This is a genomic window from Streptomyces sp. NPDC039462 (genome assembly GCF_055639375.1).
In genome coordinates this window covers 502,854-525,991 of sequence record NZ_JBVKAO010000006.1, presented here as the reverse complement: position 1 = coordinate 525,991, position 23,138 = coordinate 502,854, and the positions used below count along the sequence as shown (strand labels likewise).

Here is a 23,138-nt window from a genome sequence, read left to right as displayed (position 1 = left end):
CCGTATCCGGATGATGTGGAGATCCCATGGCTCATCTGCGTTCCAGACGTCGTACGGCGCTCACCGTGCCGCTCGGCCTCGCGCTCGCCGCCTCGGTCGGCTTCGTGCCCGGCGCCGCGACCGCGGCTCCGAACGAGTCCCCCGCCCCCGTGTCGGCGCAGACCGCGAAGGACGCCCCCGTCTTCGCGTACGTCGTCAACACCCGCACGGACCGCAAGACGCTCGCGTACGTCAAGAAGGCGATAGCCAGGGCCGGCGGCTCCGTCGTCGTCACGCACGAGAAGATCGGCGTCATCGTCGTCCACTCGACGGACCAGGACTTCGGCAGGCGAATACGCGACGTGCGCGGCGTCCAGTCCGCGGGCGCGACCCACACCGCGCCGCTGAAGTCGGCCGCCACCACGGACGACGGCAAGGCGAAGGTGCTGTCCGCCGCCGAGGCCAAGGCCCTGAAGAAGAGCGCCGCGCCGGGCACCGAGCCGATGGAAGCCGACCAGTGGGACCTGCGGGCGATCGGCGCCGACAAGGCCGCGAAGATCAACCCGGGCAGCAAGAAGGTCACCGTCGCCGTGATCGACACCGGCGTCGACGACACCCACCCGGACCTCGCCCCCAACTTCTCGGCCGCGCAGTCCGCGAGCTGTGTCGGCGGCAGGCTCGACACCTCACCCGGGGCCTGGCGTCCGGCGAAGAAGGAGCACTACCACGGCACGCACGTGGCCGGTGAGATCGGCGCCGCGCGCAACGGCGTCGGCGTCGCGGGCGTGGCGCCGGGCGTGAAGATCGCGGGCATCAAGGTGGCCGACCCGGTCGACGAGCTGTTCTACCCGGAGAACGTGGTCTGCGCCTTCGTGTTCGCCGCCGAGCACAGCGTCGAGATCACCAACAACAGCTACTACGTGGACCCGTGGCTGTACAACTGCAAGGACGACCCGGACCAGAAGGCGATCCTCGACGCGGTCAACCGCGCGCAGCTGTACGCGCAGAAGAAGGGCACCCTCAACGTCGCCTCCGCGGGCAACTCCAACCACGACCTGGACGCGGACGCGATCGTCGACGACTCCAGCCCGGACGACTCCACTCCGGTGACCCGCACGATCGACCCGCACGAGTGCCTCGACGTGCCGACCCAGCTGCCGGGCGTCGTCACGACCAGCGCGACGGGCGTCAAGAACCTCAAGTCGTCGTATTCCAGCTACGGCAAGGGTGTCGTCGACGTGACGGCCCCGGGCGGCGACAAGTACCAGCTGCCGACCGACACCCCGTCGAAGAACGGCAACATCCTCTCCACCATGCCGGGCGGCGAGTACGGCTGGCTGCGCGGCACGTCGATGGCGGCGCCGCACGCCTCGGGTGTCGCCGCGCTGATCAAGTCGACGCACCCCAAGGCGGGCCCCGCCGAGCTGCAGCGGATCCTGAAGAAGCAGGCCGACCGCCTGGAGTGCCCCACCACGCCGTACGACCCCGACGGCGACGGTGACGTCGACGCGGTCTGCGAGAGCGGCGGCGCGCACAAGAACGGCTTCTACGGCAGCGGCCTCGTCGACGCGCTCGACGCCGTGAAGAAGAAGTGACGGGGAGACAGAACGTGAGCGAGTCCACCAAGTCCCGCAAGTCCTCTGAGTCCTCTGAGACCTCTGGGTCTTCCAAGGCCCACATATCCGCTGCCGCCTTCCTGCGCTCCCGCCGCGCGCTGGCCCTGCCGCTCGGCGTCGCGATGGTCTCGGCCGTCGCCTTCCTGCCGGGGACGGCGTCCGCGCGGCCCGCCGCGGTACCGGACTCTCCGGCGTCGGCTTCAGCTTCGACGTCGGCTTCGGCTTCGTCCTCGGACGCCTCGTCGATGAGTTACGTCGTGAACGTCCGGCCCGGCAAGGGGAGTTCGGAGCGCGCCAAGAAGGCGATCGCCAAGGCCGGCGGCGACGTCGTCATCGCGTACGACAAGATCGGCGTCATCGTCGTCCACTCGGCGAACCCCGACTTCGCCAAGACGATCCGCCAGGTGAAGGGCGTCGACTCGGCGGGCGCGACGCGGACGGCCCCGCTGTCCGCCCAGTCGGACAACGCCCTCGAGTCGGAGCGGCCGCTGACCGCCGCGGAGGCGAAGGCCGCGGCCGGGAAGGCCTCGGCGGGCCAGGACGAGCTGGAGCCGCTGCAGTGGGACCTGCCCGCCATGAAGGCGGACAAGGCGCACGAGATCTCCCTCGGCAGCCGCAAGGTCACGGTCGGCGTGCTCGACTCCGGTGTCGACGACACGCACCCCGACATCGCGCCGAACTTCGACCGCGGGGCGTCCGCGAGCTGCCTGGGCGGCGTGCCCGTCCAGAAGGACAACGCGTGGCGGCCGGTGGCCGGGGAGAGCGACCACGGCATGCACGTGGCGGGCACGGTCGCCGCCGCGAAGAACGGCACCGGTGTCACCGGCGTCGCGCCGGGTGTGAAGGTCGCGAGCCTGAAGGTGGCGGAGCCCAAGACCGGCATGTACTACACGGAGGCCGTCGTCTGCGGCTTCGTGTGGGCGGCCGACCATGGCGTCGACGTCACCAACAACAGCTATTACACCGACCCGTGGCTGTTCAACTGCACGACGGACGACGACCAGAAGGCGCTGGTCGACGCGGTCGGGCGGGCCTCGAAGTACGCGGAGCGCAAGGGCGCGGTGAACGTCGCGGCCGCGGGCAACGCGAAGACCGACCTCGCCCAGGACGAGATCATCGACAAGTCGAGCCCCAACGACACCACTCCGGTGCCGCGGACCATCAAGACCAAGGACTGCTTCGACCTCCCGTCGCAGCTTCCGGGGGTCGTGACGGTCTCCGCCACCGGTGCGAAGGGCATCAAGGCGTCGTACTCGAACTACGGCCACGGCGTCATCGACATCACGGCACCGGGCGGCGACTCCACCAAGTACCAGGCGCCGAACCCGCCGGCCGTCGACGGCCGGATCCTGTCGACGCTGCCGGGCGGCAAGTTCGGCTACAAGGGCGGCACGTCGATGGCGTCGCCGCACGCCGCGGGCGTGGCCGCGCTGCTCAAGTCGACGCACCCGCACGCCTCGGCCAAGCGGATCAAGGAACTGCTCCACCGTCAGGCCGACGCGATGGCCTGCACCGACCCGTACGACTTCGACGGCGACGGCAAGGTGGACGCGGTCTGCGAGGGCGGCCGGAACAAGAACGGCTTCTACGGCGTGGGCATGGCCGACGCGTTGGACGCCGTGCGCAAGTAGCAGCACTCAAGTAGCACCACATCACCGCATCGCGGTGGCGAGGGCCGGGCGGTTCGTGAGCCGCCCGGCCCTCAGCACTCCCCTGGTCAGCAGGGCCTGGGCCGCCAGGTATGTGAGCATGATCGCGAAGTCGGGCCTCGGCGGCTGCGGCCAGTCGGCGACGCCGGTCGCGATCAGGGTGTCCGAGAGCAGGAACAGCGCCCCGCCCGCGGCCGCCGTGACGCCGAGCGTGGTCGCGCCGAGCGCCATGGCGGTGAGCAGCAGGCTGTAGCCCGCGACGGGCCCCCGCATGTCGGCCGGCAGATCCGGCCAGAGCAGCGCCACGGTGCCGGCGAGCGCGAGGGCGTACGCGGCCACGAGTGCCGCGCCCCGCGCGCGGGGCGACCCACCGCCGCGCGCGTACCTGTGGGTGTCGCCGTACCGCTTGAAGAGCACGAGGTAGCAGACGTGTCCGGCGGCGAAGGACCCCATCCCGGCGAGGAACGCGGGCTCGGCGTCGAAGAGCAGGAGGGTGTCGCCGCCCCAGCCGCAGAGGAGGGCGGCGATCAGCAGCCGTGGCCCTTTCCGTGTGGCGACGTACGCCGCGAGGAGGGGCATGAGCAGGGGCTTGAAGACGGCGTGGCCGGGGCCGGAGTCGGCGAGGAGTGCGACGAAGTCGCCGAGCGCGGCGGCGCCGAAGGCACCGAGGAGCAGCCCCGGCGGCGGCCGCCCCGTCACGCCGCCCGCTCCGGGACCGGCGCGTCGGAGGCGGCGGGCAGCGGAGCCGGTGACGCCTCGGGGGCCTGCGGCTGCCAGCCGGGGCCGCGGAAGACCCGCCCGGCCCGCTCCCGCCAACCCGCCGCCGCCCGCAGGTCCTTGGCGATGGCGACGTACTCGTGGGTCGCCACGCGCAGGGGGTTGTACGTGTTGATGTTCTTCGTCAGCCCGTAGACAGGGCGGTCGGTCTCGGCGACCCAGGAGCCGAACAGCCGGTCCCAGACGATGAGAATGCCGCCGAAGTTCCGGTCCAGATAGCCGCCTTGGGACGCGTGGTGCACGCGGTGGTGCGAGGGCGTGTTGAAGACGTACTCGATGGGGCGGGGCAGCTTGCCGATGCGCTCGGTGTGGATCCAGAACTGGTAGACCAGGTTGGCCGAGGAGCAGAACGCGAGCGCCGCCGGGTGGACGCCGCAGGCGATGAGCGGCAGGTAGAACGGCCACACCGTGAGGCTCGTCCAGGGCTGGCGCAGTGCCGTCGTGAGGTTGAACTTGCGGCTGGAGTGGTGCACGACGTGGCAGGCCCACAGGATGCGGATGACGTGGTGGCCGCGGTGCGACCAGTAGTAGAAGAAGTCCTGGGCGAGGAGCATCAGCGGGATGGTCCACCACAGGACGGGCACGCGCAGCGGTGTCAGCGCGTAGACGCCCGAGTAGATCGCGACGATCGGGATCTTCCACAGCAGGTCGAAGACGAGGCTGCCGAGCCCCATGGTGATGCTGGTGGCGGCGTCCTTCGTCTCGTACCCGGCGGCGTCCTCGTCGGGATGGATCCGGTGGCTCACGATCTCGACGACGGTGAGCAGCACGAAAGCCGGGATGGACCACAGCACGACATCGGGCAGGTTCGGGGACATGCGTGCACCGTAGAACGGCTGCAGGCGCACGACTAGGGGTTGTTACCGACAAGTATTACCGGCGGTACGGGAGCGGTTGTTGGTGATCCTCACCAAAGATCCGACTTCAAACGGCAGGGGGGCTCCTGGCCCCCCTGCCCGTCCGCTCACCAGACCCGTACCGACGCCCCCGCCGCGAACACGGGACTCGTCGCGTCGGCGGGGGCCTCCTTGAGGGGTTCGTCCAGTTCCCCCACCGTGGGGCCCACGCGTGCGGCGATCCGGCCGAGCCGTTCCAGGTCGAAGCCGTAGACGCGGGCCGCGTTGCCGCCGACCATGGCCGCGATCTCCTCCCTGGGGAGGCCGGCGTACGCGGTGCGGAGGCCTTCGCGCGAGTAGGGGTACGTTCCCTCGTCGTGGGGGTAGTCGCTGCCCCACATGATCTTGTCGAGGCCGATCCGGTCGCGCAGCGCCGCCTCGTGGGGGCGCATGAAACTGGCGCCCACGAAGCAGTTGTCGCGCCACACTTCGGAGGGGCCCTTGCCCATCGCGTCGGCGAGACCCGCGCCGAACTTCGACTCGGCCGTCTCCGCGCCGCCGGCCCTCCGCGCCGCCGCGACGAGGCGCCCGTGGTAGTAGTCCAGCATGTCGAGCACTCCGGGGACCCAGCCCGAGCCCTGCTCGGTGAGGACCAGCTTGAGGTCCGGGTGGCGGCGGAAGGCCCCGCCGAAGACGAGGTGCCACAGCGCGCGGTGCGAGAACCACGTCGTCTCGACCATGAACACCGCGCGCGCGGCCGGCTCCTCGCCGAGCGGCGGCGAGGCCGAGCCCGCGTGGTGGTTGACCGGCACGCCCAGTTCGGCGCAGGCCGCCCAGATCGGGTCGTACGTCGACGAGTAGAGCTCGGGCAGGCCCGAACCCGGTGGCGTGCCGGGCAGCATGAGGCCGCCCGTCAGGCCCGCCTTCGCCGACCGGTGGATCTCCTCGACGGCCAGGTCGACGTCGTTCAGGAGGATCTGGAAGACGCCCGCCCTGCGTCCCGGGGCGGCCGCGCAGAAGTCCGCGAGCCAGCGGTTGTGGGCGCGCAGACCGGCCCAGCGCTGCTCGAACTCCTCCCGGGTCGGCGCGGGGGCCATCAGGGACGCCGAGGGGAAGAACGGCGGGATGGTGTTCGGGAAGACGACCTCGGCGACGATGCCGTCCGCTTCGAGCTCGGCGACGCGGCGGTCCGAGTTCCAGTTGCGGTCGGCGGTGTCCGCGAGGAGGTCCTCGTACGGATTGACGTAGGTGGCCGCCCACGCGTCGAACGCGTCGTGGTGGCGCGACTCCAAGTAGGGCCGGTAGTCGAGGAGATCGGCGCCCGCGTGGCAGTCGGCGGAGATGACGGTGTAGCGGTCCCCGGTCATCGGGTCACCCCCAGAGTCGGGAAGTCGTGGTCGGTCAGCCAGTGGCGGCCCACCTCGCGCGAGCGCGCCCAGGAGGCGGCCACGGCTTCCTGGTCGTCGGCCTGGCCGAGCTCGGCGGGTGTCGGGCCGATGCGGCGCGCCAGCGGCGCGAGCTTCTCCGTGTCGAAGCCGAAGACCTCCGCGGCGGCGAGGCCCAGCATGCGGCGGGTCTCCGCCACGGGGATGTCGTGGAAGGTCTTCCGCAGCCAAGCGCGCGTGTCGGGCCAGGTGCCCTCGGGGTGCGGGAAGTCGCTGCCCCAGAGGATGTTGTCGACGCCGATCTCGTACCGCTGGGCGAGCTCGCGGCGCTTGGTGTTGGTGGCGCAGACGAAGATCTGCCGGTCCAGGTACTCGTGCGGCGGGCGCTTCAGCTCCGCGAACGGGGAGAGCTTCTTTCCGCCGTGCGCGCCCAGGTAGAGGCGGTCCATGAACCACAGGAGGTTCGGCAGCCACCAGCAGCCGGACTCCGCGACGCCGAACCTCAGCCCGGGATGGCGTTCGAAGACGCCGGACCAGAGCATGAACCACAGCGGCCGCGCGGGCCACCAGGTCACTTCGGAGACGTAGATCCCGAGGTGGTCCCCGTACTCGTGGCGGGGCGCCGCTCCGGAGTGGGTGACCACGGGCATCGCGCACTCGGCGGCCGCGGCCCACACGGGGTCGTAGCGCCGGTCGTGGTAGGGCGCCTTGTCGACCCACATGGAGGGGATCATCAGCGCGCCGAGCCCCGACTCCTTGGCGCGGCGCACTTCGGCGACGACGCGGTCGACGTCCCCGGTGATGGGCAACAGGGCGACCCCGCAGTGCCGTTCGGGGTGCTCGGACACGAAGTCGGCCAGCCAGCGGTTGTGCGCCTGGGCGCCCGCCATGCCGAGCTCCGGGTCCTGGTCCCCGGAGAGGCCGAGGCCCACTCCGAAGGGTGCGGCGGTCTGGCTGTCGACGGCGTCCGCGTCGGGGAAGACGACTTCGGCGGCCACTCCGTCGCCGTCGAGTTCCTTGAGGCGCTGCGCGCTGTCCCAGCCGCCGCGCAGGCCCTCTTCGTTGTCCTGGAACCACTTGGCGGCGAACGCGTCGTTGCGGATGCCGAGCCGGGTCGCCTCCTCGCGGCGGGCGCCGCGCTCGCCGAGGAAGGCGTCGAAGTCCCGGTGGAAGCGGCTGTCGAGGTAGGGCCGGTACTCCTCGGTGGGGAGTCCGGCGTGGCAGTCGGAGGAGATGATCAGGTACGGGTCCTGCGGATTCCGGTGACCTTGGTCGCTCATGGGTGGCGCTCCCTTCAGTCCAGGATGAAGTTCTCCAGGTACGCCGGGTCGGACCGGTCGAGCATCGACCTCGACCGCGCCCGGATCTGCCGGTCGCTGTGCTCGCTCGCCGGGAGCAGCCAGAAGCGGTCGGCGGCGATGCCCTCGGCCACGAAGTCCGCGACCTCTTCGACGGGGGTGAACTCCACCTCCTGGCCCGCCTCCCGCATCGCGGCCTCCCACTGGTCGAGGCTGCGGTAAGGGGTCCTGCGGGGGCGGGACTTGGCGTACCGGTCGGGCCGGTTGCGGTGCGACTCCCACAGGCCGGTGCGGAGCATGTGGGGTCCGGGGAAGAGCACGGAGGCGCCCACGCGCGCGTGCTCCGCCTTCAGATGGGCGTACAGCGACTCGGTCATCGTCACCACGGCGGCCTTGGTGACGGCGTACACGGAGGCGGTGGGCAGTGGCGCGATGCCGCCGTCCCCGGAGGAGGTGTTGACGACGTGGCCAGGGTCGCCGCCCGCGATCATCCGGGGCACGAAGGCCTGGATGCCGTGGAAGACACCCCAGACGTTGACTTCGAAAGCCCACTTCCAGTCGTTCGGCTCGTGTTCCCACATGCGGCCCTCGGCGCCCGAGCCGACCCCCGCGTTGTTGCACAGCACGTGGACGGCGCCGAACCTCTCGTACGCCTCATCGGCGAGGGCGAAGACCTGCTCGCGCGCCCCGACGTCGACCACGCGCGCGTGCACGGTCGCGCCGTCCTCGCGCAGTTCCGCCGCGGCCTTCTCCAGGGCGCCCTCCTCGACGTCGGCGAGGACCACTTTCAGGCGGTCCGCCGCGAACCGCCGCGCCATGGCAAGCCCGATGCCGCTCGCCGCGCCCGTGACGACGGCGACCTGCCCCGCACGCAGCTCCATCTCAGACGCTCCCCTCGGGCGGCCCGTCGAGGATCTGCGCCGGGTCGTCGTAGCGCTGGTGGATGTAGGGCAGCAGGGCCTGTGCGCTGACGCGCTCGACGACGCGGCCCTGCTGGTCGGTGGTCTTCTCGCCGATGGTGATCTCGACGAGCGTGCGCACCGGCAGATCGGCCACCGGGTCGTACATCGACTCGCGCAGTACGACGTCCCCGGTGACGGCCTCCAGCTTGCGGACCTTCTCGTTCCGTACGCAGTGCACGAGCACCGGGTCCGCGTCGAAGCCCGAACCGTCCACCGCGGGCAGGAACTTGAAGTAGAAGTCGGTCTTCCGCGTCGGCTCCGGCAGCGGCAGGGAGCCGCTGACCGCGCCGCGCACCTCCACGAACGCGATGCCGTGCCGGGCGAGCCTGGCCCGCACCACCAGGCCGTCGCGCTCGACCTCCACCTCGCCGAGCTTCTTCGGCTCGCCGAAGACCTCACGGCCGCCGATCAGGGCCCGCTCGTGGGTCATCGGCATCACCAGCGGATACCAGCCCGCCACGCCCGCGTGCTCGGCCGCGACGGCGACGGAGCCCGCGCCCAGCGGGTAGCCCGGCAGGTCGACCTTGCTGATGTTCGCCCGCACCAGGGGCCGCCCGGTGGGCTTCAGCGGCGGCGGCAGGACGGCGGCGACCGTGTCCGGGTCGCTCTCCCAGACGGCCACCACGCCCGTGGACCAGATGTCGGGGAGCCTGGAGCTCGCGGTGCGCGCGGCGGCGATCTCCGCCTCGTCGCGCGCTCCGTAGCGAATGCGTGCCATGTCGTACCACCCTTCGTCAGCGCGGACTCGGGCCCGCGGCCGGGACTTGCGGCGGTTCTGTAACACAGTTACAACAGGACTCGTGAAGGGTAAAGAGAAGTCCGGTGCGCATCTGGACCGGGAGCAGGTTCTCGACACGGCCGCGCGCCTCGTCAAGCGGCACGGCCCACGCGCGCTGACGATGCGCGCGCTCGCCGCCGAGCTCGGCACCGCCGTCACCTCGATCTACTGGCACGTCGGCAACCGCGAGTCGCTCCTGGACGCCCTCGTCGAGCGCACCCTCGCCGACCTCGGCGAGGTCCGCGCCACCGGCCGCACCCCCGCGCAGCGCGTCGCCTCCGTGGCCCGCGCCCTGCGCCACCAGCTCCTCGACCACCCGCACCTGGTCGCGATGGTCCACGAACGGGGCCTGACGGAACGGATGTTCCTGCCCGCCCAGCGGGCCCTCGTCCACGAGGTCCACCGGGCGGGCCTGCGCGGCGTCCGCGCCGCCGAGGCGGTGCGCGCCGTCCAGGTCCACGTCGTCGGCCACGTCCTGGTCGAGCGCTATCGCGAACGCGCCCCCGAGCAGCACCCCGGCGAGGACGAGCTGTGGACGGCTCAGGCGGCCGAGCAGGACGGCGCGCTCGCCCGCGCGCTGGCCGGACCCGTCGACGCGGAGGCGCTCTTCGCCACCTCCGTCCGGGCTCTGGTGGCCGGGCTTCTCGGACCGGCGCCCTGACTGTCAGTCGCGGCCCGTATCCTCATGGACCATGCTCGAAGACCGCACGACCGCAGCGTCCGCAGTGCCCTGGCCGGCCGCGTATCCAACGGGGTACGCGGTCGTCGACGTGGAGACCACCGGCCTGGCCCGCGACGACCGCATAGTGTCGGCCGCCGTCTACCGCGTGGACGCCCGGGGCGAGATCGAGGACCACTGGTACACGCTGGTCAACCCCCAGCGCGATCCGGGCCCGGTCTGGATCCACGGGCTCACCGGCGAGATGCTCGCGGACGCGCCGCTCTTCAAGGACATCGCCGAGGAGTTCGCGGGACGCCTGGACGGCCGCGTCCTCGTCGCGCACAACGCGGTCTTCGACTGGTCGATGATCGCGCGGGAGTACGCGCGCGCGGAGCGCCTGGCCCCCGTGCGCCAACGCCTGTGCACCATCGCCCTCTCCAAGGAGCTGGCGCTCCCGCTGCCCAACCACAAGCTGGAGTCCCTGGCCGCGCACTTCGGCGTCGAGCAGCGCCACGCGCACAACGCCCTCGACGACGCCCGCGTGCTCGCCGAGGCGTTCCGCCCGAGCCTGCACGCCGCGGCGGGCGGCAATGTCCGCCTGCCGCTCCTGGAGTGCCGTCCGCTGACCGAGTGGTCCGACGGCGCGCCGCGCGTCGTCCGCCAGTCGACGGGGCCCGCGCCGTCCTCCTCGTACCGGCCGGGCAGTTGGCGCCCCTCGCGCAAGCGCCCGCCGTGCCCGTATCCGAACCCAGGGCGTTACGAACCGGGCAAACCACTCAAGCAGGGCATGCGGGTGGCGTTCTCCGGAGACACCTCCGTGGAGCGCGAACTCCTGGAGGACCGGGCCGTCGAGGCCGGGCTGCACATCGCGACGAGTGTGTCCCGTCTCACGAGCCTCCTCGTCACGAACGACCCGGACTCCGGCACCTCCAAGACCGTCAAGGCGCGCTCGTTCGGCACGCCGGTGATCGACGAGGCGGCCTTCGGACAGCTCCTCCAGGACGTGGCGCCCGCCACGGAGTCGTAACCGAGCAGGCGTCAGACGGGTGATTGCGGGCGACTCGCCCACGGGCGGCTCGCCCCGCACCGCCCCCGCGTCCCACCCTGTGGCGCATGGCACGTTGCGAGGTCTGCGGAAACGACTACGGCATGTCCTTCGAAGTGCACGCGCAAGGCGCGGTGCACGTCTTCGACTGCTTCTCCTGCGCCATCCACCGCATGGCGCCCATCTGCGAGCACTGCCGGTGCCGCATCATCGGCCAGGGCGTCGAGGTGGAGGGGCACTGGTACTGCGGCGCCCACTGCTCGCGCGCGGAGGGGCGGGTGGGCATCATCGACAAGGTCTGACCGGCCCCGCCTCCGGGCGGCCGCCGACCCCACCCCCGGGCAGGCACCCCACAGACCTAGAGGTACGGTCGTGGGGTGTACCGCTTCCTCCTGACCCGGCAGTGGGTGATCCTCACCCTTATCGCCCTCGTCCTCATCCCCGTGATGGTCGAGCTGGGTTTCTGGCAGCTGCACCGCCACCAGAACCGCGTCGCGCAGAACCACCGGGTCGCCGAGGCGCTGGCCGCCGCCCCGGTCCCGGCGGAGAAGATCACCTCACCCGGCCACGAGGTGCCCAAGAAGGACCTGTACCGCCGGGTGAGCGCCAAGGGGACGTTCGACACGGAGCACGAGGTCGTCGTGCGGCGCCGCACCAACTCCGACGACGAGGTCGGCTTCCACGTCCTGACGCCCTTCGTCCTTGCGGACGGCAAGGTCCTGCTCGTCAACCGCGGCTGGATCCCGGCCGAAGGACCGCAGACCGCCTTCCCCAAGATCCCCGCCCCCCCGAAGGGTGAGATCACCATCACCGGCCGCCTCAAGGCCGACGAGACGTCCGCGGCCAGCGGCATCAAGAACGTCCGCGGCCTGCCGGACCGTCAGATCATGCTGATCAGCAGCGGGCAGCAGGCCGACAGCCTCGGCAAGCAGGTCCTCGGCGGTTATGTCGAGCAGACCTCGCCCGAGCCGGCCGACGGCTCCCCCGAACTGATCGGCGAGCCCGACCACAGCAGCATCGGCGCGCACATGGCGTACGCCGTCCAGTGGTGGCTGTTCGCCTCGGGCGTCCCCGTCGGCTGGGTGGTGCTGGTCCGCAGGGAGCGGCGCGACCGCGCGGCGGCCGCGGCGGCCCCCGCGCCCGAGGCGGCACCGGCGAACGCCTGATCCGGAGACCCGCGCATCCACGCGGCAACAGGTTCGATTGACGGAGCCTTATCCCGGGAAGCCGTTCTGCGTGCATCACCCCATAGAGGACTACGCGCTCATCGGCGATCTCCAGACCGCCGCCCTGGTCGGCAGGGACGGATCCGTGGACTGGCTCTGCCTGCCCCGGTTCGACTCGGCCGCCTGCTTCGCCGCGCTGCTCGGCGACGAGGAGAACGGCCACTGGCGCATCGCGCCGAAGGACGCGGGCCCCTGCACCCGGCGCGCGTACCGGCCGGGCACCCTCGTGCTCGACTCGGAGTGGGAGACCCCGGACGGCACCGTCCGCGTCACCGACTTCATGCCGCAGCGCGACCGCGCCCCCGATGTCGTACGCATCGTCGAGGGCCTGACGGGCAGGGTGACGGTCCGCAGTACGCTCCGCCTCCGTTTCGACTACGGCTCGGTCGTGCCGTGGATGCGCAGGATCGACGGACTCCGCGTGGCCGTCGCCGGCCCCGACGCGGTGTGGCTGCGCAGCGAACCCCAGGTACGCACCTGGGGCGAGGGATTCAGCACGCACTCCGAGTTCACTGTGGAGGCGGGCGAGAAGGTGGCCTTCGTCCTCACCTGGCACCCCTCGCACGAGCCGCGCCCCACCCTCGTCGAGCCCCATGAGGCGCTGCGCGACAGCCTCGCCGACTGGCGGGAGTGGACCGCCCGCTGCCGCTACGACGGGCCGCACCGCGACGCGGTCGTCCGCTCCCTCATCACCCTCAAGGCACTCACCTACGCCCCGACCGGCGGCATCGTGGCCGCCCCCACCACCTCCCTGCCCGAGGAGATCGGCGGCGTACGCAACTGGGACTACCGCTACTCCTGGCTGCGCGACTCCACCCTCACCCTGGGCGCCCTGGTCGCGGCCGGCTATCTGGAGGAGGCCGAGGCGTGGCGCGACTGGCTGCTGCGCGCGGTCGCCGGCAACACCGCCGACCTCCAGATCATGTACGGGATATGCGGTGAGCGGCGGCTTCCTGAGCACGAGATCCCGTGGCTGCCCGGCTACGAGGGCTCGGCCCCGGTGCGCATCGGAAACGACGCCGTGAACCAGCTGCAGCTCGACGTGTACGGCGAGGTCATCGACTCCCTCACGATGGCCCGCGCGAAGGGCCTCACCCCGCGTCCGCACGCCTGGAACCTCCAGCGGTGCATGCTGGAGTTCCTCGAGGAGAAGTGGCGCGAACCGGACGAGGGGCTGTGGGAGGTCCGCGGTCCGCGCCGGCACTTCGTGCACTCGAAGGTGATGGCGTGGGTCGCCGCCGACCGGACCGTGCACGCCTTGGAGGAGGACCCGGAGCTGGCCGAGAACCTCGGGGACGTCGATCGCTGGCGCAAGATGCGCGACGAGGTGCACCGGGAGGTGTGCGAGCGCGGATACGACGCCGAGCGGAACACGTTCACGCAGTTCTACGGCTCCGCCGAGCTTGACGCCTCGCTCCTGCTCATCCCGCGCGTGGGGTTCCTGCCGCCGGACGATCCGCGCGTGGCCGGCACGGTGGACGCGATCCACCGGGAGCTGGGCCGCGACGGGTTCGTACGGCGTTACAGCTCGGACGAGCGGCACATCGACGGGCTGCCGGGCGGCGAGGCCACCTTCCTCGCCTGCTCGTTCTGGCTCGCCGACGCGCTGCACATGACGGGCCGCACGAAGGAGGCGCGCGCGCTGTTCGACCGCCTCCTCGCGCTCCGCAACGACGTGGGGCTGCTCGCTGAGGAGTACGACCCGGCGTCGGGCCGGCAGCTGGGCAACTTCCCGCAGGCATTCAGCCACATCGGCCTGGTCAATACAGCCCTCGCGCTCTACGGGGCGGACGCGGGAGGATAGGGGCCATGGATCTTGGACTGAAGGACCGTGTCTACGTAGTCACCGGCGCCACCCGTGGCCTCGGCAACGCCACCGCGCGCGAACTGGTCGCGGACGGCGCGAAGGTCGTCGTCACCGGCCGCGACGAGAAGACGGTCGCCGAGGCGGCCGCCGAGCTCGGCCCGAACGCGGTGGGCGTGGCCGCCGACAACGCCGACCCCACCGCCGCGGACACGCTGATCGCCGCGGCCCGTGAGCACTTCGGCGGCTTCGACGGCGTGCTGATCAGCGTCGGCGGGCCCGCGCCGGGCTTCGTCGCGGACAACACCGACGAGCAGTGGCAGGCCGCGTTCGAGTCGGTCTTCCTGGGCGCCGTGCGGCTCGCCCGCGCGGCGGCCGCGCGGCTCGGCGAGGGCGGCGTCATCGGCTTCGTGCTCTCCGGGTCGGTGTACGAGCCGATCGCGGGCCTGACGATCTCGAACGGTCTGCGGCCCGGGCTCGCCGGCTTCGCCAAGTCCCTCGCGGACGAGCTGGGTCCGCGGGGCATCCGCGTCGTCGGCGTGCTCCCCGGCCGGATCGGCACCGACCGCATGCGCCAGCTCGACGGCCTCTCCCCCGACCCGGCGGCCACCCGCGCCGCGAACGAGTCGGCCATCCCCCTGCGCCGCTACGGCACCCCCCAGGAGTTCGGCCGCACCGCCGCCTTCCTGCTCTCCCCCGCCGCGTCCTACCTCACGGGCATCATGGTCCCGGTGGACGGCGGTGCCCGGGCGGGCTTCTGACCCCGGGGGCCGGTCAGTTCACGCGCTCCGCGTGGTGTTTCAGGGCTCGCAGACGCACGGTCGTGGGCAGGCTCTTCAGGCCGGCCGAGTCGCGGGCGTGGGTCAGGGGCCGGGCAGAGAGGTCGTGGAGGACGTCGGCCGGGGCGGCGTGGGGGGCGAGGACCGCGTCCACGCGGGCCTGAGGCGCGCTGCGTCGGCCGGTCAGGACGGCGCGGGCGCGCTCGACGCCGTCCAGCGTCTCAGCCTCGGCGGCCAGCACGTTCTCCATGGCCCGGCCGCGCAGCAGCGCGCCCTCGCCGTCTCCGGTATCCACCAGGACCTCCGCGAGGCGGCGCCTGCGCAGCTGCGCGGAGAGCCACCACAAGGAGAGCAGGAGCAGGACGGCGAGGACGGCGATGACCACGGGCCAGAACCATCCTTCGTCCCGCCAGCGCGCCCGGTCGGCGGCGCTGACCAGCACGTCGTGCCGGCTGTCGTGGATCCACCACGACGGCGGCGAGGCGCCGAGCCCGACCGCGAGCACGGAGCCGCCGAGGACGAGCAGCACGAGCCCGGCGAGGGCGAGGAGTACGCGGTTGACCGTGCGCAGCATCGCGCTCACGCCTTTCTGCCGGGCCGGGCCACACGGACGGAGAGGCCGGGTGTGCGGGCGAGGCCCAGCTCGCGGATGCCGTCGGCCATCGCGGCGTCCAGGTCGCCGCGTACGTCGTCGAGTTCGCGGAAGTGCGACACCGCGCGCACGTCCACCTTGGAGCGCTTCATGCGGACCCGGACGGACTGTACGCCGGGTACGTCCATGGCCCGGTCGCGCAGTGCCGTGGCGGCGGCGCCGCGGTACAGGCCCGCGCGCACGTCCGCGTGCGTGCGCCGCATCGGCAGGAGGCCGCGCTGCCCGGGGGTCGCGGCGAGCACGAGGAGCCAGAGCCCGACGAGGGCGGCCACCGCGGCCCCGGCGAGCACGGCGGTGTCGTCGAGGGGCCGCCGGCCGAGCTGGTGGGCCAGTTCGCGGCGCCAGTGCATCGCGGGGTGGTCGGCCCGGACGGCGACGACGTCGTCGAGGAGCAGCCCGGTGGCGCCGAGGACCAGCAGCGCGACGAGGGCCGCGGGCACTCGTCGGCGCGACCAGAACCGGGAGGCCTTCTCGTCGCCGGAGAGCGTGGGCGGCGGCTCATAGGCGGTCGCGGAGGCCGACTGGTCCAGCTCGCCCTCCGACTGTTCGAGGACCGGCAGCGGCCGGGTGCCGCCCCCTTGGGGTTCACTCATCGGATCCTCCCCTGTGCCGCCGCGCGGACCTGTGCCGAGTGCAGCCGCTCCACCTGGACGGCCACCTCGGGCACCTCCATCCCCGCCAACTCCCTTACCCGCTCGGCTACTTGGCGACGCACCGCGCCGCACTGGGCGCCGATGTCGCAGGGGTAGTCCAGTTCGATGCTGACGCGGACGCGGGCGGACTCATGGCGGACGGAGACCGTGGCGCGCGGCGGCGAGCCGTCGGCCGGGACCGCGTCCACCGCCTCGCGTGCCGCCCGCGCGGCGATCTTCGCGACGACGCGGTCGGCGATCCGGGTCGCGCCGCGCTCGCCGGGTGCGACCTGTGCCGCCACCGCTCACCGCCGCCGGTCGCCGCGGCCGCGGAAGAAGTCCCCGGGCTCCAGGTCCCCCTCGAGGAACCGTCCGGCCACGAAGCCGATGGCGCCCAGGGCGGCCACCAGAAGGAACGCCCCGAATCCGCCGAAGTATCCGGCGAAGCCAAGAGCCATTCCGGCCACCATGCCGATCACGGCCATGCTCATCGTGCGCTCCTTTGGGTCGCTTGGCGGGACGTGCTACTGAAGGCGTCCCTGCGGCTCGTCGTCTTCCTCGTCCGGCAGCTTCACATCGCTCACCGCGATGTTGACCTCGACGACCTCGAGTCCGGTCATGCGCTCGACGGCCGCGATCACGTTCTCCCGCACGTCCTGCGCGACGTCGGCGATCGATACGCCGTACTCGACGACGATCTCCAGGTCGAGCGCGGTCTGCACCTCGCCGACCTCGGCCTTCACACCGCGCGACACGGACTTCGAGCCGCCGGGCACCCGGTCGCGCACGGCGCCGAAGGTCCGCGCGAGGCCGCCGCCCATCGCGTGCACGCCTTCCACGTCGCGCGCGGCGAGCCCGGCGATCTTCTCGACGACGCCGTCCGCGATGGTGGTGCGGCCCCGGCCCCCGGGGTCACCGCCGCCCCGGCCGGTCGCGGACTTCGCCGCGCTCTGCTTCGGGGAGTCCTTCTCCAGCGTCTGAGACGCGTTCCGCTGTCCGGTGTCGCTCATCGTCGTCCCGTTCCTTTCGAAAGGGGATCTGCTCCGTGGAGTGCTGCTTCTCCGCTCACATTAAGCGCGGCCCCGCGCCCGCGCGCCCGGGATGCGGCAGGGTGGAGCCATGACGGGTGAGGGTTGGACGCAGGCGGTACGACGACAGCTGCGGCTCGGCCGGGTACTGCCGCTGGGCGGTGCGGCGGACGGCGCGTGGGTGACGGAATCCGCGGCGGAGGGCGCGTTGCGCCAGATGGCTGACCGGGTCGCCGGTGTGCGTCTCGGCACGGTCCGCGTCGCGTCGGCCGATCCGGACAGGACGTACGTCGCGGCCGTGCCGGCACCGCCGAGCGCGCTGCCGCCCGGGCCGCTGCGGATCACCGCGGAGTTCGCGGCCGTCGCGGGCGAACCGCTGCCCGCGGCGGCGGCCCGGTTGCGCGCCGCGCTGTCGGAGGCGGCGGCGGACCGGCTCGGCCTCCTGGTCGATGAGGTGGACCTGAAGGTGGTGGACCTGCTCGACGAGGGCACGGATTTCGCGGCCGGGGGCAGGGACCTCGAAGACGTACGCCCGGAGAAGGAGCCGCAGCGACAGGGCGACGACTCCGGCGACGGCGACGAGGCGCGCGCCGGGCGGGCCGCCCTGGCGGTGCCCGGGGTGGTCCGGCTGACCGGCGTGCTCGGCGGGGCCGTGCACATCGAGCAGCGCCCGGCGACGGACACGCTGCCGCGCCGCCACGCGCGCGTGGAGCTCGCGACGGACCGCGACCACCGCGCTCTGGACGTGGCGCTCGCGGTCCGCGCGGCGGTCGGTGCCGCCCTGCCGGACCACCCTTCGGTGGCCGTGCTCGTCACCGAAGTGGGTTAGAACAGCTCAGCACCGAGCCGGGTCAGGGCATGAGGGGACGTGGCGTCAGTCGCCGAGGCCCGCGAGGTCGCGCAGTCGGCGGCCCTGCGCGGCGCGCTCGGCGACGCGCTGCTCTTCGTAGGAGCGGCCCGTCGCGCCCTGCAGCAGCGCCTTGGTCTCGATGACGGCGTCACGCGGCGCGGCGACGAGCGCGGCGGCCAGGTCCTTGGCGGCGGCGTCGAGCTGGTCGGCCGGCACGACGAGGTTGGCGAGGCCCACCCGCTCGGCCTCGTCCGCGTGGACGAAGCGGCCGGTGGCGCAGATCTCCAGCGCGCGGGCATAGCCGACGAGACCCACGAGCGGGTGGGTGCCGGTGAGGTCGGGGACGAGGCCCAGGCTGGTCTCGCGCATGGCGAACTGCACGTCGTCCGCCGCGATCCGCAGGTCGCAGGCGAGCGCGAGCTGGAAGCCGGCGCCGATGGCGTGGCCCTGGACGGCGGCGATGGACACGATGTCGCTCCGCCGCCACCAGGTGAAAGCCTCCTGGTACTCGCTGATCGTGGCGTCGAGGACGCCGTCCTCACCGCGTGCGAGATCGATGAAGGACGGCTCGCCGTCGAAGCCCTCGGGCGTGAACGCCTGCCGGTCGAGGCCCGCGGAGAAGGACTTGCCCTCACCGCGCAGCACCACGACGCGGACACTGCCGGGCAACAGCTGACCTGCCTCCGTCAACGCCCTCCACAGCGCGGGAGATTGGGCGTTGCGCTTGGCCGGATTGGTCAGCGTCACCGTGGCGACGGCCTCGTCGATGGTGAGGCGTACGCCGTCCTTGTCGAGAACCGGTGCGAGCTCGGTGTCGGACGAAGCCATGGGTGCCTCCGATGGGGTGCGGTCGGTCCGGACGCTCGGGAGCGCCCGTAAGTGACTGCACAGTAACCACCCGGCCGATCACGCGATCGACCGGGTGGCCACCGTCGGACCATGGGTACAGCGGGCCGCGCCTGCCGTCAGCCGGCGGCGGCCTTCTTGCCTCGCGTCGCCCCGCCGCGTCCCCGCAACGTGACGCCGGACTCACTGAGCATGCGGTGCACGAACCCGTACGACCGGCCGGTCTCTTCGGCCAACGCCCGGATGCTCGCACCGCCGTCGTACTTCTTCTTCAGGTCTGCCGCGAGCTTGTCGCGCGCGGCGCCGGTCACCCGGCTGCCCTTCTTCAGAGTCTCGGCCACCCGTGCCTCCTCATGGGAAGTGCGCTCTGGACTTCTCATGATCACCCCTTACGGGCTTCCTGGCCACCCATTCGACAAGGTCGGTACGTCGAGGTTTGCCGCGAAGGAAGGGCCCGCCACGAGCGGAATTCGTGATTCCGCACGTGGGATTCGCTACGACCGACCGAACCGCGCGACGAATCGCCAGGTCAGCGGGGTGCCGGGGGGAATGCCCGGCACCATGCCCCGACGGCGGCGAAATCCGTGTATGACACACCTCGGTACGAGGACGGCTCACACAGATGAGGGATCACCGATCGGCCGAATGATCCATACGCAGTGGATCAGTGGTTCGATCACGCGAAGTGGACGCCGCGGACGGGCGGGCTCAGGCGAGCGCGACGAGATCCGCGTAGTCCTGGCCCCACAGGTCCTCGACGCCGTCCGGCAGCAGGATGATCCGCTCCGGCTGCAGCGCCTCGACGGCGCCCTCGTCGTGCGTGACAAGGACGACCGCGCCCTTGTAGGTGCGCAGCGCGCCGAGGATCTCCGCGCGGCTCGCCGGGTCGAGGTTGTTGGTGGGCTCGTCCAGGAGGAGGACGTTGGCCGAGGAGACGACGAGGGTCGCGAGGGCGAGCCGGGTCTTCTCACCGCCGGAGAGCACACCGGCGGGCTTGTCGACGTCGTCTCCGGAGAAGAGGAACGAGCCGAGCGTCTTGCGGACCTCGACCAGGTCGAGGTCGGGGGCGGCCGAGCGCATGTTCTCCAGGACCGTGCGCTCCGGGTCGAGGGTCTCGTGCTCCTGGGCGTAGTAGCCGAGCTTGAGGCCGTGGCCCTCGATGACCTGCCCGGTGTCGGGCTTCTCGGCGCCGCCGAGGAGCCGCAGCAGGGTGGTCTTGCCCGCGCCGTTGAGGCCGAGGATGACGACGCGCGAGCCCTTGTCGATGGCGAGGTCGACGTCGGTGAAGATCTCCAGCGAGCCGTACGACTTCGACAGGCCCTCCGCCATGAGCGGCGTCTTGCCGCACGGCGCGGGCTCGGGGAAGCGGAGCTTGGCGACCTTGTCGCTCTGGCGCACCTCGTCGAGGCCCGCGAGGAGCTTGTCGGCGCGGCGCGCCATGTTCTGCGCGGCGACGGTCTTGGTGGCCTTCGCGCGCATCTTGTCGGCCTGCGAGTGCAGGGCGGCGGCCTTCTTCTCGGCGTTCTGCCGCTCGCGCTTGCGGCGCTTCTCGTCGGACTCGCGCTGCTGCTGGTAGAGCTTCCAGCCCATGTTGTAGACGTCGATCGCGGAGCGGTTGGCGTCCAGGTAGAAGACCTTGTTGACCACCGTCTCGACGAGGTCGACGTCGTGGGAGATCACGATGAAGCCGCCGCGGTACGTCTTCAGGTAGTCGCGCAGCCAGACGATCGAGTCGGCGTCGAGGTGGTTGGTCGGCTCGTCGAGGAGGAGCGTGTCGGCGTCCGAGAAGAGGATGCGGGCCAGCTCGATGCGGCGGCGCTGACCACCGGAGAGCGTGTGCAGGGGCTGTCCGAGCACGCGGTCCGGGAGGTTGAGCGCGGCGGCGATGGTGGCGGCCTCGGCCTCGGCGGCGTACCCGCCCTTGGTGAGGAACTCCGTCTCCTGGCGCTCGTACTGCTTCATGGCCTTGTCGCGCGTGGAGCCCTGGCCGTTCGCGATGCGCTGTTCGTTCTCGCGCATCTTGCGGATCAGTACGTCGAGTCCGCGGGCGGAGAGGATCCGGTCGCGGGCCAGCACGTCGAGGTCGCCGGTGCGGGGGTCCTGGGGGAGGTAGCCGACCTCTCCGGAGCGGGAGATCGTGCCGCCCGCGGGGACGCCCTCACCCGCCAGACACTTGGTGAGGGTGGTCTTGCCCGCGCCGTTGCGGCCGACGAGGCCGATGCGGTCGCCCTTCGCGATGCGGAAGGAGGCGTTCTCGATGAGGATGCGGGCGCCGGCGCGCAGCTCGATGCCGGAAGCGGTGATCACGGGGGTACTCCTGAACAGAGTGGACGGCGAGTGGGACGACTGAGGTGCTCGGGACCGGTGTCTATGCCGTCCAACTGAGGAGAGGAGCTGCCATGGCAGCAAGTCTAACGGGCCGTCGCAACTAGTTTTCCGGGCCGCGGTCGCCGCCGGGGGCCCGGCCGAGATCCCCGTTGCCCAGCGGGGTGCGGCCGGGCACGATCCTTCCGTAGTCGTCCACCGCCACGACCTGGGCGGTCCACGGGGCGGTCGGGCCCGCGCAGGGCTGGGCGATCAGGAGGGCCTCGCCGCGGCGCACGGAGCGCGCGGGTTCGAAGGCGCAGCCGGGGCGGGCGGGCAGTACCCAGCGCAGGTCGCCGTCCGCGGTGCGGTAGGCGGCGATGCGGTGCGGGGTGACGACGGCGAGCATGCGGGCGCCGGGGGTGAGCGGCTGCAGGACGCCGGCGCCGCCGCGGGCGCCCGGGGTGCGCAGCCAGTCGGCGGCGGCGGGGATGGCACGATGCCAGCGCACGGAGCTGCCGTCGGCGCGTGCGGTGTCGGTGACGAAACCGTCGCTCCAGAGCGTGAAGGCGTGCCCCGGCGCGGGCAGGAGCGTGACGGGCCGGCGCCCCGCCCGCGTATACGTCCACCGAAGGCCGCCGCTCTCCGTGTCGTACGCCTCGACGGCCGGCCCCCTCATGCGCAGCCCGGGCTCCCCGGCGGGGCCGGAGGCGGTGTCCGTCACGCGCGCGTGGACGGTGAGGTGGTCTCCGTAGGGGACGGGCCGGGAGTGGTGGGCGGCGGTGATGAGCGGCAGGGCGAGCAGAGCGAGGGCCACGGGCAGTGCGATGCGCGTGCCGCGGCGGCCGGGGGCGGGGGGCTCGTCCGGCGGGACGGGTGAGTCGAGCGGTGGAGCGGACATGTCGCCCCCTTCGGTACCACTGCCCACGGATCAGGCGCAGCGTAGCCGCGAGGAAGCGGGGCAATCGCTGTGTGGTGGGGCGACACGGCGCGGGAAGCGGTGCGTGTCGCCCGTTCGGACCTCCGTCCGGCGCCGGGCGGGGGCGGGCATATCAGGATGAAGTGGCCGGTGGTCCGGCGCGGAGCGGCGTGTGTCGCTCCGGATGCGCGGCAGAGGGGTGCGCCCATGCAGTTCGACGACGACGCCAACCTGGACACCTCGGAGGTGCGGGATGTGCGCGGCAGTCGGATCCCCGGCGGCCGGGCGACGGTGGGCGGCGGCGTCGCCGGGCTCATCGCCCTGCTCCTCGGGCTCTTCTTCGGAGTGGGCCCCGACCAGCTGGGGCTCTCCTCGGGCGACGAGGAGCCGGAGGCGTCGTCGTCCTCCCTCGCGCAGGTGCAGCAGAGCTGCCGCACGGGGCGGGACGCGAACAGCAAGGAGGACTGCCGCATCGTGGCGGTGGTCAACAGCCTCCAGGACTACTGGCGCCCCGAGTTCCGGCGCCGAGGGGCCGCGTACTCCCCCGCGCAGACCGTCCTGTTCACCAGCCGCGTGGGCACCGCCTGCGGCGCCGCGTCGTCGGCGGTCGGCCCGTTCTACTGCCCCGGCGACCGGAAGGTCTATCTGGACCTGGGCTTCTTCGACGAGCTGCGCACCAAGTTCGGCTCCACCGGCGGGCCCTTCGCGCAGGCGTACGTCGTGGCCCACGAGTACGGGCACCACGTGCAGAACCTGACGGGGATCCTGCAGCGTTCCCAGGACGGGCGCACGGGCCGCGACAGCAACGCCGTGAAGGTCGAGCTGCAGGCCGACTGCTACGCCGGGGTCTGGGCGCGGCACGCGACCCGCAGCCCCGACGACCGCACGGGCAGGCCGCTGATCAGCAGCCTCGACGACAACGACATCCGCGACGGCCTGGACGCGGCGGCCGCGGTGGGCGACGACCGGATCCAGGAGAAGTTCCAGGGCCGGGTCACCCCGGAGTCCTGGACGCACGGCTCGGCCGAGCAGCGCCAGCAGTGGTTCTACGAGGGCTATCGCACCGGCGACATGGGCCGGTGCGACACCTTCCGCTGACCACGGAGGCCGTG

25 protein-coding genes are annotated in these 23,138 nt (G+C 72.1%); 10 read left to right on the top strand and 15 right to left on the bottom strand.

What is annotated here, in order from left to right; genetic code table 11:
- The first annotated feature begins 26 nt into the window (after positions 1-26).
- Both ACZ7LU_RS30780 and ACZ7LU_RS30775 read left to right on the top strand, forming a co-directional pair.
- Positions 27-1,574 carry a S8 family peptidase gene (locus ACZ7LU_RS30780; RefSeq protein WP_470981307.1) on the top strand — a complete coding sequence of 516 codons (1,548 nt, stop codon included), beginning with the start codon at positions 27-29 and terminating at the stop codon, positions 1,572-1,574.
- Between the two features lie 143 nt (positions 1,575-1,717).
- Positions 1,718-3,226 (top strand): S8 family peptidase, encoded by a 1,509-nt coding sequence (locus ACZ7LU_RS30775; protein ID WP_471918614.1) that lies wholly within the window; start codon positions 1,718-1,720, stop codon positions 3,224-3,226.
- Between the two features lie 21 nt (positions 3,227-3,247).
- Here ACZ7LU_RS30775 and ACZ7LU_RS30770 read toward each other — a convergent pair whose 3' ends face one another.
- The 6 genes from ACZ7LU_RS30770 to ACZ7LU_RS30745 form a co-directional block, all read right to left on the bottom strand.
- A complete protein-coding gene (locus ACZ7LU_RS30770) occupies positions 3,248-3,943 on the bottom strand; it encodes a lysoplasmalogenase (RefSeq protein WP_471918594.1) in 696 nt (231 codons plus the stop codon).
- Positions 3,940-4,839: a sterol desaturase family protein gene (locus ACZ7LU_RS30765; protein WP_398307730.1), complete on the bottom strand. Its 900-nt coding sequence runs from the start codon at positions 4,837-4,839 to the stop codon at positions 3,940-3,942. The genes ACZ7LU_RS30770 and ACZ7LU_RS30765 overlap by 4 nt, the downstream gene beginning before the upstream one ends.
- 146 nt (positions 4,840-4,985) lie before the next feature.
- Positions 4,986-6,224: an amidohydrolase family protein gene (locus ACZ7LU_RS30760; protein ID WP_468092991.1), complete on the bottom strand. Its 1,239-nt coding sequence runs from the start codon at positions 6,222-6,224 to the stop codon at positions 4,986-4,988.
- Entirely contained in the window at positions 6,221-7,522 is a 1,302-nt protein-coding gene (locus ACZ7LU_RS30755) for an amidohydrolase family protein (RefSeq protein WP_468317140.1), read from the bottom strand. Before ACZ7LU_RS30755 ends, ACZ7LU_RS30760 begins: the two co-directional genes overlap by 4 nt.
- Positions 7,523-7,536: 14 nt before the next feature.
- The gene (locus ACZ7LU_RS30750; RefSeq protein ID WP_471918593.1) at positions 7,537-8,421 is read right to left on the bottom strand and encodes an SDR family NAD(P)-dependent oxidoreductase; all 885 of its coding nucleotides are present in this window, start codon (positions 8,419-8,421) and stop codon (positions 7,537-7,539) included.
- Between the two features lies 1 nt (position 8,422).
- Positions 8,423-9,220: an acetoacetate decarboxylase family protein gene (locus ACZ7LU_RS30745; protein WP_468092985.1), complete on the bottom strand. Its 798-nt coding sequence runs from the start codon at positions 9,218-9,220 to the stop codon at positions 8,423-8,425.
- A gap of 82 nt (positions 9,221-9,302) precedes the next feature.
- Between ACZ7LU_RS30745 and ACZ7LU_RS30740 the strand changes: the two genes are divergently transcribed.
- The 6 genes from ACZ7LU_RS30740 (at position 9,303) to ACZ7LU_RS30715 (ending at position 14,777) form a co-directional block, all read left to right on the top strand.
- Entirely contained in the window at positions 9,303-9,941 is a 639-nt protein-coding gene (locus tag ACZ7LU_RS30740; RefSeq protein WP_398307721.1) for a TetR/AcrR family transcriptional regulator, read from the top strand.
- Positions 9,942-9,972: 31 nt separating this feature from the next.
- The gene (locus tag ACZ7LU_RS30735; protein ID WP_398307719.1) at positions 9,973-10,968 is read left to right on the top strand and encodes a DEDDh family exonuclease; all 996 of its coding nucleotides are present in this window, start codon (positions 9,973-9,975) and stop codon (positions 10,966-10,968) included.
- Positions 10,969-11,054: 86 nt separating this feature from the next.
- A complete protein-coding gene (locus ACZ7LU_RS30730; RefSeq protein ID WP_079043687.1) occupies positions 11,055-11,288 on the top strand; it encodes a hypothetical protein in 234 nt (77 codons plus the stop codon).
- 75 nt (positions 11,289-11,363) lie between these two features.
- Entirely contained in the window at positions 11,364-12,152 is a 789-nt protein-coding gene (locus tag ACZ7LU_RS30725) for an SURF1 family cytochrome oxidase biogenesis protein (protein ID WP_398307717.1), read from the top strand.
- Between the two features lie 70 nt (positions 12,153-12,222).
- Positions 12,223-14,016 carry a glycoside hydrolase family 15 protein gene (locus ACZ7LU_RS30720; RefSeq protein WP_471918592.1) on the top strand — a complete coding sequence of 598 codons (1,794 nt, stop codon included), beginning with the start codon at positions 12,223-12,225 and terminating at the stop codon, positions 14,014-14,016.
- A gap of 5 nt (positions 14,017-14,021) precedes the next feature.
- Positions 14,022-14,777, top strand: coding sequence for an SDR family oxidoreductase (locus tag ACZ7LU_RS30715; RefSeq protein ID WP_471918591.1), 756 nt, complete (start codon positions 14,022-14,024; stop codon positions 14,775-14,777).
- 13 nt (positions 14,778-14,790) lie between these two features.
- On the opposite strand, the gene amaP is transcribed toward ACZ7LU_RS30715, so the two are convergent.
- From amaP to ACZ7LU_RS30690, 5 genes are read right to left on the bottom strand one after another with little or no spacing between them, the layout of a single operon-like run.
- Positions 14,791-15,378 carry an alkaline shock response membrane anchor protein AmaP gene (amaP, locus tag ACZ7LU_RS30710; protein WP_471918590.1) on the bottom strand — a complete coding sequence of 196 codons (588 nt, stop codon included), beginning with the start codon at positions 15,376-15,378 and terminating at the stop codon, positions 14,791-14,793.
- The gene (locus ACZ7LU_RS30705) at positions 15,375-16,040 is read right to left on the bottom strand and encodes a DUF6286 domain-containing protein (RefSeq protein ID WP_471918589.1); all 666 of its coding nucleotides are present in this window, start codon (positions 16,038-16,040) and stop codon (positions 15,375-15,377) included. The genes amaP and ACZ7LU_RS30705 overlap by 4 nt, the downstream gene beginning before the upstream one ends.
- A complete protein-coding gene (locus tag ACZ7LU_RS30700; protein ID WP_398307707.1) occupies positions 16,037-16,381 on the bottom strand; it encodes an Asp23/Gls24 family envelope stress response protein in 345 nt (114 codons plus the stop codon). Before ACZ7LU_RS30700 ends, ACZ7LU_RS30705 begins: the two co-directional genes overlap by 4 nt.
- A gap of 3 nt (positions 16,382-16,384) precedes the next feature.
- Entirely contained in the window at positions 16,385-16,570 is a 186-nt protein-coding gene (locus tag ACZ7LU_RS30695; RefSeq protein ID WP_355818703.1) for a hypothetical protein, read from the bottom strand.
- Positions 16,571-16,603: 33 nt separating this feature from the next.
- Positions 16,604-17,089 carry an Asp23/Gls24 family envelope stress response protein gene (locus ACZ7LU_RS30690; protein WP_398307705.1) on the bottom strand — a complete coding sequence of 162 codons (486 nt, stop codon included), beginning with the start codon at positions 17,087-17,089 and terminating at the stop codon, positions 16,604-16,606.
- Positions 17,090-17,198: 109 nt separating this feature from the next.
- Here ACZ7LU_RS30690 and ACZ7LU_RS30685 point away from each other — a divergent pair, with 109 nt between their 5' ends.
- Positions 17,199-17,936: a nucleopolyhedrovirus P10 family protein gene (locus tag ACZ7LU_RS30685; RefSeq protein WP_471918588.1), complete on the top strand. Its 738-nt coding sequence runs from the start codon at positions 17,199-17,201 to the stop codon at positions 17,934-17,936.
- Positions 17,937-17,981: 45 nt separating this feature from the next.
- Here ACZ7LU_RS30685 and ACZ7LU_RS30680 read toward each other — a convergent pair whose 3' ends face one another.
- The 4 genes from ACZ7LU_RS30680 to ACZ7LU_RS30665 all read right to left on the bottom strand — a co-directional run bounded on the left by ACZ7LU_RS30680 (position 17,982) and on the right by ACZ7LU_RS30665 (position 22,008).
- Positions 17,982-18,785 carry an enoyl-CoA hydratase/isomerase family protein gene (locus ACZ7LU_RS30680; protein ID WP_398307701.1) on the bottom strand — a complete coding sequence of 268 codons (804 nt, stop codon included), beginning with the start codon at positions 18,783-18,785 and terminating at the stop codon, positions 17,982-17,984.
- Positions 18,786-18,922: 137 nt separating this feature from the next.
- Positions 18,923-19,144 (bottom strand): helix-turn-helix domain-containing protein, encoded by a 222-nt coding sequence (locus tag ACZ7LU_RS30675; protein ID WP_055550175.1) that lies wholly within the window; start codon positions 19,142-19,144, stop codon positions 18,923-18,925.
- Between the two features lie 367 nt (positions 19,145-19,511).
- Positions 19,512-21,110: an ABC-F family ATP-binding cassette domain-containing protein gene (locus ACZ7LU_RS30670; protein ID WP_398307699.1), complete on the bottom strand. Its 1,599-nt coding sequence runs from the start codon at positions 21,108-21,110 to the stop codon at positions 19,512-19,514.
- A 121-nt stretch (positions 21,111-21,231) separates the two neighbouring features.
- The gene (locus ACZ7LU_RS30665) at positions 21,232-22,008 is read right to left on the bottom strand and encodes a hypothetical protein (RefSeq protein ID WP_471918587.1); all 777 of its coding nucleotides are present in this window, start codon (positions 22,006-22,008) and stop codon (positions 21,232-21,234) included.
- A gap of 225 nt (positions 22,009-22,233) precedes the next feature.
- On the opposite strand from ACZ7LU_RS30665, the gene ypfJ reads away from it, so the two are divergent.
- Positions 22,234-23,124, top strand: coding sequence for a KPN_02809 family neutral zinc metallopeptidase (gene ypfJ / locus ACZ7LU_RS30660; protein WP_468717245.1), 891 nt, complete (start codon positions 22,234-22,236; stop codon positions 23,122-23,124).
- Positions 23,125-23,138: the final 14 nt, after the last annotated feature.